An 11,896-nucleotide genomic window follows, 5' to 3' on the forward strand; every position below is an offset into this window, starting at 1 on the left:
GCCCGCGATCCGCCGCCGTTGGTGAGTTTTTCTCAGTTGCGCTCGCGGCACCCCCTCGGGTCGACGCACCCGCATCTTCCCATCTCACTCGAGCGCGCGTACCGTGAGGCGCACGCGGACGTGCTCGATGCGACCGGCGTTCCGAGTCCGCGTTCGCGCGACGAAGGGAATGCGCAGATGGCGAAGTACCTCGTGCTCTACCACGCCGATGTGAGCGCGGAGCAGCAGATGCAGCAATCCGAGGCCGACGGTCAGGCGGAGATGCAGGCCTGGATGGACTGGGCCGGCGCAGCGGGCGATGCCGTGGTCGACCTCGGGACGCCCTTGGGCGAAGTCCGAATGGTGACGAGCGGCGGCGCCTCGACCTCGTCGACGACGGTCGCCGGGTACTCGATCGTGGAGGCCGCCGACGCCGACGCCGCCGCCGCGATCATGACCGGACACCCGCACCTCAAGATCGGCACGATTGCGATCCACGAGATGGCGGCGATTCCCGGCATGTGACCGCAGCGCGCGACACTCGCGCGACCCCATCCGTTCACGTGGACGGGCTAGAACGGTCGCGTGGAAGGATCGTGGGTCGACGGCATCGCCGTCTCGATCCCGGTCGCCCTCGGGCTCGGGCTGCTCGTCGATCGGCTCATCGCGGGTCGGTCCCCCTGAGCAGATTCGGGGCCACCACTGACGCTGCAGCGACGGTTTGGCGTAGATTCTTGCTGATGATCTCTCATGTTCAACGTGCGGGGAGCAGATATGAGCGGGCAGCGCTCGGATGTCGGATTCGTCGAACTTGATCTCGAAGGTCGATCAGCTGAGGAATCAGCACCGATCGGCGGGGGTCGTACGCCACCCCGCGCGCAGTTCCACGACCTCCGCCCCGACGGCAGCGCGACGAAATCCGGGCTCCTGCCCACCCGCGTCGCGAAGTTGCAACCGTGGCATCGGCGCACACTCCGCATCGCGCTCGCGATGAAGGGCGGCCTGAGCCTCGCGGTATGGATCGGCGGAGCGGTCGCCGAACTCGACATCCTCCGACGCATCCGCCTTTTCGACGACGACGGCCGTTGCCGTGCCATCCTGCTCCACAAGACCGACGACGAGGAGCGCCTCAAAGGCGGCGCGGACCCAAACCTCGCACGCCGGGCAGCGGTGTATGCCCAACTGCTCAGATCGCGCGGGTACGATCGCGTTGAATTCGACGTGCTCGCCGGCGCGAGCGCGGGCGGCCTCAACGGGGTGCTGTACGCCGTCGCGCAGCGCGCGGGAGTCGGCTTCGACACGATGCTCGACACCTGGCTGCGGGCGGGCTCCGCCTGGGGGCTGCTGCAGACGGGAGAGCCGAGCCGGTTCGATGCGGTGATGCGCGGCGACGGATACTTCTGGCCACAGCTCTCGCACGAGATCCTCAGGATCATCGAGGGCCGTGACCCGGTGAGCCCGCTGCGGTGCGACCAGGTCGTCGTCGATCTCTCGGCCACGCTGCTCGACGCGGTCGATTCGAGCGACCGCACCACGGCCGAAGGGCGGGCACAGTTCCGGTTCGTCGGCGGACGCGATCCGCTCCCCGACCGCGGCGTGCCGCCCCGTTTCACGGATCCCCTCGATGCCCACGATCTCGCCGACATCGCACGCATCGCGTACGCGGCGCGCTCGACGTCGTCCTTCCCGTTCATATTCGAGCCGGCGTTGATCTACTCGGGCCGCGAGGCCCTCGCGAGTGCGCACGGGTGGGCTCAGCCTCGAGACGCCTCCGAGGCGCTCGACGCCCCCGACATGCGCATGGTGTTCAACGCGCATCGAGAGGATGCCGCAACGCACCCGTTCCGGGTCGCCGACGGCGGCCTCCTCGACAACATCCCGATCGATCGCGCCCTGAATGCGGTCCGGAACATGCCCGCCGACGAGCACAGCAACCGGGCCATCCTCTACCTCGACCCGTCGCCGAAGGAAACCGCGGCGCTCTTCCGGCGTCCGACGGCCTACGCATCCAGCCGTCCGACGCTGCTGCGTACACCGAACGCCGGCGCCGAGCCCGCATTCCGTCCCGACTCGGCCACGGTGCGCGACGACGTCGGCTCGCGTGTGATGAGCACGATCGTCGCCGCCCTTCGCAAGCGAAGCGCCAGGGAGTCCCGGGACGAAGAGATCGAGGAGGTCGACCTGGTGCGCGCGACGACCAGCGTCGCGAAGGCGCGGAACGAGCTCCTCGCCGACCGCATCAACGGCGACTCGCTCGACTCCGATGCGGAGGCGAACGCGGCTCTCGCGTACGCCGGCTACCGAGCCGCGAGCGACTTCGAACTGCTCGCCCCGCCGCTCCTGCACCCCGGTGAGTGGATGCTCGGCACCGATCTCGAGCAGCGACCCGAGCTGGTCGCGCTTGACCGGCTCAGCATCGTGCACGTCGAAACCGCGTTCCGTGATGCAGCAGATCGATTGCATGATCCGGCATCGAAGGGCTCATCGGGCCGGAGCGGACCCCGCACCGATCGCCGAGCGACGGCGAGTGGGCGCCAGGCGATGGTCGACGCGAGCATGGCGGTACTCAGCTGGATCCGGGCGATCGAGCAGACCGCCTTCCAGGAGCACGTGCTGAAAGAGTTCGATGCGAACTTCGACGCGTGGCTCGCGCCCGCGCCGATCGGCGATGACGACCGACGGAATCCGGTGCACCGCGACGACCCGACGACCCGCCCGCTGCCGAAGCGCTCGCCCCGCGCGCGCGTTCGGCGCAAGCTCAGCCGGGTCATCCGTGATGCGACCCTCTCTCGCGATGCCGCGATACTCGCGACGCTCGAGATCGCGAAGGAGCGCATGAACGCACCGGCCGCCGGCGGGACCCTGAGGCCCGGCGACGCCGACGCGGTCGTCGCGTTCTGGATGGCCGCCGACGCACGCGGTGGCGACAACCACGACCGCGCGTGGGGCGAGCTCGACGACATCGTCGACTGGCTGCTGCGGGCGTCGGACGCCATCCGCGACACCGACGCGGCGAAGCGCTGGTTGCGCACTCCGTGGTCGCGACTCACAAGCACCGCTGGACATCCGCTCACGGCACGCCAGCTGCCGCTGCTGTTCGGCGGCAGCGGCATCCCCCAACCGATCTCGTCGGTGCGCTTCCACCGCATCGGTTCCGACGTGCAGCCGGCGCACCCGCTGGAGTACCGGCGCCTCATGGAGGATCAGTTGCTGCGAGGCTATCGTTCAGCGCTCGCCCGTCGGGCACGGGAACTCGACGCCGTCACCGTCGGCAACCTGCTCGACGAGCAGAACCTGCGCTCCACCGCGAAGCTCGCCGGCCTGAGAGCGGCGAACATTGCCGGATTCCTGAGCCGCGACTGGCGCCTCAATGATTGGTGGTGGGGCCGACTCGACGCCGGTTCGGGAATCGTCGAGTTCTTCTCCTCCCTCCCTGCTGCACCCGAAGCAACGTCATCGTCCGATGCCCGCAACCGCCGTGCGGTGCCCGACGCCGGATCGGGAGCAGCCCGCATGCTCGAGCGAGTCCATGACGAACTCCTCGCGCAACTGGCCGAGGCCCCCACGGCCGCCGCGGCCGAGCTCGAGGCCGGCGACACGACCGAACGACGGCTCACCCTGCTCAGCCTTCCGGCCCGACGCGGCGCCGCACCGCCGCAGGCGACGCGCGAGCGATTCGTGCGCGGCACCCAGGGATTCGATGCACTGTCGGACTCGTATCGCGTCGCGATCTTCTCACGCACGCTGCGCGCAGCCTCGAGTGCCCTCACCCACGGTGAGCGAATGACGTCCCCGAAGCGGTTCCTGCACTGGCTGCTTCGCCCGATCGCCGTGCTGCTGCCGGCGTTCATCTCGATGCCGCGCCTGATCCTGCTCGCCGGCCTCCTGGCGGCCACCGCGTTGACCGTGTGGCCTAGGAGTTCGCTGTTGCCGGAGTTGCAGAAGACCGATGACACGACCGTCATCGCCTATGTCGTGACGGCCGCCGCCGTGGCATTCATCGTCGTGCGCATCGCGGCTGCGGCGCGGTCCAAGCGTCGTCACGACTACCAAGTCCTTGCGCACACCACCACTCGGCCGTGGGCTCGAGACGTGATCGCATGGGCCGAGTGGCGAGCACGGAAGGGCCGGGTGGCACTGATCGCCGCCACCGCACTCATCCTGGCGGCACTCGTCGCGATCGTGGTGTCGTACGGCATGGATGAGGTGCTCTACTGGGTCGCCCTCATCGCGTTCCTCACCGTCGGCGAGGCTGCCGCACACGCCCTCCAGACCGTTCCGATCTCGCTCGCGGCGCGATCCGGGCGGCCGATCGCGCTCGCTGGTGCCGGCGCGGTCGGCGCGATCTTGATCACGTTGCTCCTGACCATGCCGATCGCCTCGCTCGACCACGAGCAGCTCAGTTTGACGAGCACGCTGGGCTGGTCGGCCTTTGTCGGCCACGTGCTCGGCGCCACCCTGATCGGCGCTGCGATCGCCGCCACGTTGGTCGGAGGACTCACTCGCGACCCCCTGCGGAGCGCTGCGCCGATCGCCTGGACTGGCGCAGCCACGGGGCTGGCGTCGGCGATCGTCGCATTCGCATTCATGACGTCGGCGCCGGTGACCGCTCAGGTCGCCGACCTGCTCCTCGTCGGATGGGCGGGCGGCACGGCCCTCTGGTGGGCGCCGTGGTGGCGCGGCCGCCAGACGGGTGAGCACGACGGGCCGAATGACTCGGTCCTCGATCAGGACTGGCCCGATACCCGCCGACCCGTTCCGACGCGCTCTCACCGGCGCACCGTGCGTGCGAGTGCCCGCAAGAATCGCCGCGCACGCCGAGGCGGAGCCCGGCATGACCGCCGCAAGCGCAACACGGCTGCCCGTCAGCAGCGCCGCGAGCGGAACACGGCTGCCCGGCAGCAGCGCCGCGAGGGGAACACGGCTGCCCGGCAGCAGCGCTTCGAGCGCCGTACGGCGGCCCCGAAGCAGCGCCGCGGAGCCGACACGTCGAATCAGCACGGTGCAGCCCCGGAGCAGGTACCCCCTTCCCACCACGCCACGTTCGATGACGTGCTCCAGGGCAGTGGCGAGCACGGGCGGGGCAGGGATTGACGCCGACCGATCACTCACCCGTGTCGCGTCGTCACGGAGCAGGTCGTCCGTGGAGACATTCCGGCGAAGACGACTGATGTCGCGGCGATCGGATCGCCGCGACATCCACCGTCTGCGCCTACTCCCCCGTGAGACCGCCGACGAGGTGACCGATCGGGCGGTCGAGCGCGAACGGATCCGAGACGAGGTCGGAACGGTCGGTGCGCTCGACGAGTTCGGCGAACTCCTTCGCTCCGCGGAAGATGCGGTCGGGCAGCGAGCGCACGCCGTCGCCGCCATCGCCCCAGTCGCTCGTCGCGGCGAACACGCCGGTCGTGACCGGGATCGCATGCAGGTACGTGAAGAGCGGCCGGATCGCGTAGTCGATCGCGAGCGAGTGGCGTGGGGTGCCGCCCGTCGCCCCGATGAGCACCGGCAGGTCGGTCAGCGCCTGGGGGTCGACGACGTCGATGAACGACTTGAACAGGCCGGCGTAGCTCGTCGAGAAGATCGGCGTCACCGCGATGAGTCCGTCTGCCGTCGACACCGCATCGAGCACCTCCTGCAGCTTCGGGGGTGCGAAGCCCATGAGGAGGTGGTTGGTGATGTCGTGCGCGAGGTCGCGCAGTTCGAAGACCTGGGCCTCGACATCGACGCCGCGCTCGCGCAGGATCGACGCCGCGTCGGCCGTCAGCCGGTCGGCGAGCTGGCGAGTGGAACTCGGCGTGCTGAGGCCGGCCGAGATGATGACGATGCGCTTGGCGGTCATCGCACGAACTCCTTGCGGGTGGCCGCGGCGCCGAAGGCGGAGCCCGCCTGACGGTTCGACGAGCGCTGTGAGGCCTCGACCGCTGCCGTGTCCTGGTAGGGCGACCCGAGGGTCAGGTTGTCGCCTCGGTTCGCGTTCGGCGTGGCCTGGCGCGGCGCCTGGTCGCCGTACTTCGCAGTGACGAGCGACGCGTGGGTCGGGGCATCCGGGACCTCGACCGGACGGTCCTTCGCGAACTCCTTGCGAAGCACCGGAACGACCTCTTCACCCAGCAGGTCGAGCTGCTCGAGCACCGTCTTCAGCGGCAGGCCGGCGTGGTCGATGAGCCAGAGCTGGCGCTGGTAGTCGCCGACGTAGTCGCGGAATCCGAGGGTCTTGTCGATGACCTCCTGCGGGCTGCCGACGGTGAGGGGCGTCTGCTGCGTGAAGTCCTCGAGGCTCGGGCCGTGGCCGTACACCGGGGCGTTGTCGAAGTACGGGCGGAACTCGTTGACGGCGTCCTGCGAGTTCTTGCGCATGAAGACCTGGCCGCCCAGTCCGACGATCGCCTGCGCGGCGGTGCCGTGGCCGTGGTGCTCGAAGCGCTGCCGGTAGAGAGCGATCATGCGCTGGGTGTGCGACGCGGGCCAGAAGATGTGGTTCGCGAAGAACCCGTCGCCGTAGAAGGCGGCCTGGTCGGCGACCTCGGGCGTGCGGATCGAGCCGTGCCAGACGAACGGCGGCACGTCATCGAGGGGACGCGGGGTGGCCGTGAACCCCTGCAGGGGGGTGCGGAACTTGCCCGACCAGTCCACGACGTCTTCACGCCACAGGCGGTGCAGCAGCTCGTAGTTCTCGAGGGCGAGGGGCAGGCCCTGTCGGATGTCCTGGCCGAACCAGGGGTAGACCGGGCCGGTGTTGCCGCGGCCGAGCATGAGGTCGACACGGCCGTCGGACACGTGCTGCAGCATCGCGTAGTCCTCGGCGAGCTTCACGGGGTCGTTCGTGGTGATGAGCGTGGTCGCCGTGGAGAGCTGGAGGGTCGAGGTCTGCGCGGCGATGTACGCGAGCGTCGTCGTGGGCGACGACGACCAGAACGGCGGGTTGTGGTGCTCACCGAGGGCGAAGACGTCGAGCCCCACCTCCTCGGCGTGCTTCGCGACGGCCAGGGTGCCCTTGATGCGCTCGTGCTCGCTAGGGGTGCGACCGGTCGTCGGGTCTTGGGTGATGTCGGTGACGGTGAAGATTCCGAACTGCATTTCGCCCTCCTGGGCCCGTGAACTCGCTCCATGCGTTTGCATGCAAATTTGGAGAACGGATGACCCGCCCAGACTATTCCCACGAGTGCGGTGGGCTCACACGAAGGCGGGGGTGCCGTTCCCGGCACCCCCGCCCGCGTTACCGCGCGTCGACTCGGACTCAGTCCTCGTCGCCGTGCGAGTGGCCGCCGCCGCTGCCGACGGTGCCCTCGGGGCCGGCCGGCGCCGGCAGCTTCAGGCCGCCCGGCACGTTCTTGCCGACCACGCCGTTCACCGACTCCGTGGAGTAGGAGTAGGCGAGCACCGTGAGCGCGATCGCGTCGATGTTCACGTCGAGCGCGTGCTCGTCGACGTTGTCGATGTCATCGCACGCCTGGTGGTAGCACTGGTCGAAGGATTCACCCGCGACACCACCCCAGATCGCCTGCTGCTCGGCGCTCTTGATGACCTCGGCGCCCGTGAACAGGCCACCGGCCGGAATGCCCTCGAGGATGAAGGCCTCGTAGTCGCTGCGACCGCTGAACTCGGCGTCGTCGTAGGGCTCGCCCACGCTCGTGAAGTAGCTCTCGAAGAGCTTCTCGATCTCGACCGAACCGTCGGGGACCGTGACCGGGGCCGGGAAGCCCGACTCATCACCGTCGTAGATCATGAACATGTAGTTCGGCGAGGCGACCATGTCGAAGTTCAGGTACAGCGCGATGCGGTCCTTCTCAGCCTGCGACAGGCCGTCGACGTATGCCTGCGATCCGAGCAGGCCGGCTTCCTCGGCGCCCCACCATGCGAGACGCACGGTGTTCTCCGGCTTGAGCTTCGACAGGTTCTGGGCGAGCTCGAGCAGGGAAGCGGATCCGCTGCCGTTGTCGTTGATGCCCGGGCCTGCCTGCACCGAGTCGAGGTGCGCGCCCGCCATCACGACGTTGTCGGTGTTCTTGCCGGGCAGCTCCGCGATGACGTTCTTCTGCGGGCGCTGTTCGGGCGCCGGAACGAAGACGCGAGCCGTCGAGCCGGCAGCCGCGAGCGCGACGCCCTGCTGGAAGCTCGCACCGACCACCGGAATGCCGACGACGTTCGAACCGCCGAGCGTGCCGACGATGAGATCGTTGCGGGCGGCGGTGGTGTCGTCACCCGCGTTGAAGATGATCACGCCGGCAGCGCCTGCCGCCTCAGCGTTCAACGCCTTCTGCGCGAACGTGCAGGATCCACGCTGGATGAGTGCGATGTTGCCGGCGGGGAATCCGGCGAAGTCCGCCGCATCGCAGCCGCTGGTGTTCGCGTTCGGCGTGGTGAGCTGCACGTCGATGGGTGTGACGCTCGCCGTCACGTCGCCCGGCCCGCTGCCGGTGAACGGCCCGGTCGGGTACGACGCGTTCACCGGGGTCAGCTGCTGCAGAGTCGACGCACCGACGAAGGTGAAGTCGAACTCGTCGATCGAGACGTTCCAACCCGCTGCCTCGAGCGTGTCGACGACGTAGTCGACACTGGCCTCGTAGCCGGGAAGGCCCGCGGCGCGACTGCCGCCGTTCTCGTCGGCGATCTCCTGGAACGCCTCGAGGTGCTCCATCGCACCGTCGGCGTCGACGCACTCGAGAAGACTCGCGATCGTGGTGTTGTTGCGGTTCTCGCAACCCTGCGCCGACGGTGCGGCGATCGCCGTCCCGGTCGGCACCAGCGCCAGGGCCGCGATCGTCGCGGTAGCGACTCCCACCGCCTTGGCGCGCTTGGTAAGTGTGGCAGATGACTTCATCGTCTTCCTTTCACTCGGCGCCCACCTTCGGGCGCCACATTGAGGGAGAGCATAGGTGCATCGATCGCGCAAGAGAAGCCCTTGCGTGAAACTCCACGGCATGCGCAGCAATCGTGCGCGATGCCGGGTGGCGATGGCTAGACTCGCGCTGATGGTCACCATTTCGGTCGTCGTGCCGAGCTACAACGATGCGGGTTATGTCGCGGCCTGCCTCGAGGCGCTCGCTGCGCAGACCCGCCCGGCCGACGAGATCATCATCGTCGACAACGGGTCGACCGATGCCACTGCCGACGTGGCGCGCGCCGCCGGCGTGCGACTCGTCACCGAGCCCCTGCGTGGCATCTGGCCCGCGACCGCAGCCGGCTTCGACGCGGCATCCGGCGACCTGCTCGCCCGCCTCGACGCCGATTCGGTGCCGAGTCCGGGGTGGCTCGCCGAGGTCGAGCATCGGATGTCGCGACCCGACCGACCGACGATCGTCACGGGTTCGGGCGCCTTCTACGGGGCCAACGGCCTCATTCGCTGGATCGCCCGCACCGTCTACATCGGCGGCTACTTCACCGTGATCGGTGCCCTGCTCGGGCACCCGCCGGTGTTCGGGTCGAACTACGCGATGCGACGCGACGCGTGGCTCGAGCTCCGCGACGTCGTGCGTCGCGATCGCGGCGACGTACACGACGACCTCGACCTGTCGTGGTGGATCCAGCCCGGCATGACCGTCGTCCGTGACGAGCGACTGCTCGTCGGTGTCTCTGCACGCCCCTTCGACAGCCTCGAGGGGCTCTGGCGTCGCGTGCGCATCGCGTTCCACACGCTCGCGATCGAGTTCCGGGCGTGGCCTCCGCTCGAGCGCCGCGCGGCGCACCGGCATGCGAAGCGTGCGAGTGAGCGCTGGGTCGGGGCAGACGAACTCGACGCCGCCGTCGAGGTCGACGGCGAGGATCCGCTGCCCGCCTGACCGGGCGCTGCTTGCGCGGCACGACTCGGCCGCTCGCGCTACTGCCGACCCTCGGCCTCGTCGAAGAGCGCCATCATGTCGCGCACGAGCTGGTGCGGTGCGGTCTCGCACGGGCTGTGCCCCGTGCGATACCTGGCGTAGCGAGCGCCGATCTCGCGCGCGAAACGCTCGTGCAGGTCGCTCGGCCACAGGTCGTGTTCGCCGACCGCGACGAGCTTCGGCACGGGTGAGGCCTCGAGGTCGGCGCGCACGTCGGGGGTGCGCATCATGAGACCGATGATGTCGTCGACGCTTTCACGCCGGGTGAGCGCGAAGCGCTCGCGCACGAACGCGATGCGTCCGGGCGGCACCTTGTTCAGGTTGTTCCGGATGCCCCAGAGCATGAGTCCGGCGCCGACCCGGGGGGTCGTGACCGAACTCAGCGGGCCGATGCGCTTGATGCCGCGGAAGGCCTGCCCGGGCTCGGGCGGGGCGCTCAACAGGGTCAGGGTCGCGAAGCGGTCGGGTCGTTCGAGCAGGGCGAGCTCGGCCAGCGTGCCCGCGAAGCTGTAGCCCAGCACATGGGCGCGGCCGGCGCCGTCGTCGAGCACGGCGAGCAGGTCGTCGAGGAAGAGCCGTTCGTCGTACTGGGTGCGCGGCGGGTCGAGGTTCCACGGACCGGCGTCGGCCGACTCGTACTGGCCGGCGAGGTCGTACGATTCGACTCGGTATCCCGCTGAGGCGAACAGCGGGAGCATGAGCACGAAGTCCTCCTTCGAGCCGGTCGCGCCCGGGATCAGGACGATGCGTTGCCCGTCGACCGGACCCAACGCGATGCGCGCGAGGCGCCCGCTCGGCGCATCGAACCAGCTGCGCTCGGTGCCCGGCGGCAGTCGCCGCCAATCGAGATCGGGAATGGCCTCGTCGAGCGCGCGGGCGTCGTCGAGCGCGGCCTGATCGATCGATTCGACCGAGCCGGCCGAATCGGAGGTCTCGGGTCGACGCCGGAATGCGCCGAGCACCCCGTCGAATGCCGCCACGACCTCACCATACCGCCGCCGGGGTCGCTCCCAGCGAACACCGGGCGGGCGCCCAGCGGCTGCGCTTAGGCTGGACGCATGGCAACCGTCGCGCTCACCCTTGAAGATTTCGAGAAGACCATCCTCGAAGGGGGCACCGTCTTCGTCGATTTCTGGGCGAGCTGGTGCGGACCCTGCCTGCAGTTCGCGCCGAATTACGAGGCCGCGTCCGAGGCGAACCCCGACCTGACGTTCGCGAAGGTCGACACCGAGGCGCAGCAGCAGCTCGCGGCGGCGATGAACATCACATCGATCCCCACGATCATGGCGTTCAAGGACGGCATCGGCGTGTTCGCCCAGGCCGGTGCGCTCCCGCGCCCGGTGCTCGACGACCTCATCTCGCAGGTGCGCGCGCTCGACATGAACCAGGTGCGCGCCGATCTCGCGCGCCGCGAGGCCGAGGCCGCCGAAGCTGCCGAGCCCACCGCCTGACCCCCTCAGGCGGCACACGCTGCCCTCAGCGCCGGGGCTTCTCCCCCAGCGCGTGCTCGAGTCCGCTGAGGTCGAGCTCGACCTTGTACGGGCGCGCCGTTCCCACGATGAGCGCGGGAACCCTCACGTATCGATCCCGCTGGCGCATCGCGTCGAGTGCGTCGCGCCACGGCCCTTCAGCCGCCTCCTCGAGGAAGCCCGCGTGCCGGGGGTGCGAGTCGCCGACGAGCTGTACGCCGACACGGTACCTTCGCGACAGCCAGCGACGGGCGCGGGGCACGAGCACGGCGGGCTGCTCGGTGCCGCCGTGCAGCAGTGCGAGCTCGATCGCGGGTTGATGTCGATGCACGTCGGCCACGGGTGCCACGGCGCGCACACCGCGCTCGACGCGCAGCGCATCGACGAGTTCGAGGCCCTCGAGCGTCGCCAGGTCGCCCCACTGGTCGGGATTCGTCCCGCGGCCGCGCATGAGCGAGACGACGAGCCACACGACGGCGGCCACGAGCACCGCGACGAACGGCCACAACACCCACGGGGGTGCGTCGGGGCGCACGATCGACGTCACCAGCAGCAGCACCCCGACGACGATGAACGGGGACGGCTCCCAGGCGAACAACGACTTCGATCGGGGCGCGGGCACGAGGA

Annotated in this window: 9 protein-coding genes; 4 read left to right on the plus strand and 5 right to left on the minus strand. The window is 69.4% G+C overall.

The features are described from left to right. The first annotated feature begins 177 nt into the window (after positions 1 to 177). On the plus strand, positions 178 to 504 hold the full coding sequence (locus tag LQ757_RS16090) for a YciI family protein (RefSeq protein WP_231048286.1): 327 nt from the start codon (positions 178 to 180) through the stop codon (positions 502 to 504). A 249-nt stretch (positions 505 to 753) separates the two neighbouring features. Then, a complete protein-coding gene (locus tag LQ757_RS16095) occupies positions 754 to 5,073 on the plus strand; it encodes a patatin-like phospholipase family protein (RefSeq protein ID WP_231048287.1) in 4,320 nt (1,439 codons plus the stop codon). Between the two features lie 118 nt (positions 5,074 to 5,191). Here LQ757_RS16095 and LQ757_RS16100 read toward each other — a convergent pair whose 3' ends face one another. From LQ757_RS16100 to LQ757_RS16110, 3 genes are all read right to left on the minus strand, one after another. Beyond that, positions 5,192 to 5,821, minus strand: a complete 630-nt coding sequence (locus LQ757_RS16100) for an FMN reductase (RefSeq protein ID WP_231048288.1) — start codon at positions 5,819 to 5,821, stop codon at positions 5,192 to 5,194. Next, complete coding sequence (locus LQ757_RS16105) at positions 5,818 to 7,059, minus strand: LLM class flavin-dependent oxidoreductase (protein ID WP_231048289.1); 1,242 nt, start codon at positions 7,057 to 7,059, stop codon at positions 5,818 to 5,820. Before LQ757_RS16105 ends, LQ757_RS16100 begins: the two co-directional genes overlap by 4 nt. Positions 7,060 to 7,219: 160 nt before the next feature. Beyond that, entirely contained in the window at positions 7,220 to 8,803 is a 1,584-nt protein-coding gene (locus tag LQ757_RS16110; protein ID WP_231048290.1) for a M28 family metallopeptidase, read from the minus strand. Positions 8,804 to 8,954: 151 nt separating this feature from the next. On the opposite strand from LQ757_RS16110, the gene LQ757_RS16115 reads away from it, so the two are divergent. Beyond that, positions 8,955 to 9,761, plus strand: a complete 807-nt coding sequence (locus LQ757_RS16115) for a glycosyltransferase family 2 protein (RefSeq protein ID WP_231048291.1) — start codon at positions 8,955 to 8,957, stop codon at positions 9,759 to 9,761. A 38-nt stretch (positions 9,762 to 9,799) separates the two neighbouring features. Here LQ757_RS16115 and LQ757_RS16120 read toward each other — a convergent pair whose 3' ends face one another. Next, positions 9,800 to 10,702, minus strand: coding sequence for an alpha/beta fold hydrolase (locus LQ757_RS16120; RefSeq protein ID WP_231048699.1), 903 nt, complete (start codon positions 10,700 to 10,702; stop codon positions 9,800 to 9,802). A gap of 156 nt (positions 10,703 to 10,858) precedes the next feature. Here LQ757_RS16120 and LQ757_RS16125 point away from each other — a divergent pair, with 156 nt between their 5' ends. After that, positions 10,859 to 11,251, plus strand: coding sequence for a thioredoxin family protein (locus tag LQ757_RS16125; protein WP_231048292.1), 393 nt, complete (start codon positions 10,859 to 10,861; stop codon positions 11,249 to 11,251). Positions 11,252 to 11,276: 25 nt separating this feature from the next. Here the strand turns inward: LQ757_RS16125 and LQ757_RS16130 are convergent, their stop codons facing one another. Further along, entirely contained in the window at positions 11,277 to 11,891 is a 615-nt protein-coding gene (locus LQ757_RS16130; RefSeq protein WP_231048293.1) for a hypothetical protein, read from the minus strand. Positions 11,892 to 11,896 lie beyond the last annotated feature (5 nt).

This window comes from Agromyces cavernae (assembly GCF_021044935.1).
In the GTDB taxonomy this organism is placed as follows: Bacteria; Actinomycetota; Actinomycetes; order Actinomycetales; family Microbacteriaceae; genus Agromyces; species Agromyces cavernae.

Excerpts from the sequence above, each read along its gene's own strand:
- LQ757_RS16090 (WP_231048286.1), top strand. The coding sequence starts at position 178 with ATGGCGAAGTACCTCGTGCTCTACCACGCCGATGTGAGCGCGGAGCAG.
- LQ757_RS16095 (WP_231048287.1), top strand. The coding sequence starts at position 754 with ATGAGCGGGCAGCGCTCGGATGTCGGATTCGTCGAACTTGATCTCGAA.
- LQ757_RS16100 (WP_231048288.1), bottom strand. The coding sequence starts at position 5,821 with ATGACCGCCAAGCGCATCGTCATCATCTCGGCCGGCCTCAGCACGCCG.
- LQ757_RS16105 (WP_231048289.1), bottom strand. The coding sequence starts at position 7,059 with ATGCAGTTCGGAATCTTCACCGTCACCGACATCACCCAAGACCCGACG.
- LQ757_RS16110 (WP_231048290.1), bottom strand. The coding sequence starts at position 8,803 with ATGAAGTCATCTGCCACACTTACCAAGCGCGCCAAGGCGGTGGGAGTC.
- LQ757_RS16115 (WP_231048291.1), top strand. The coding sequence starts at position 8,955 with ATGGTCACCATTTCGGTCGTCGTGCCGAGCTACAACGATGCGGGTTAT.
- LQ757_RS16125 (WP_231048292.1), top strand. The coding sequence starts at position 10,859 with ATGGCAACCGTCGCGCTCACCCTTGAAGATTTCGAGAAGACCATCCTC.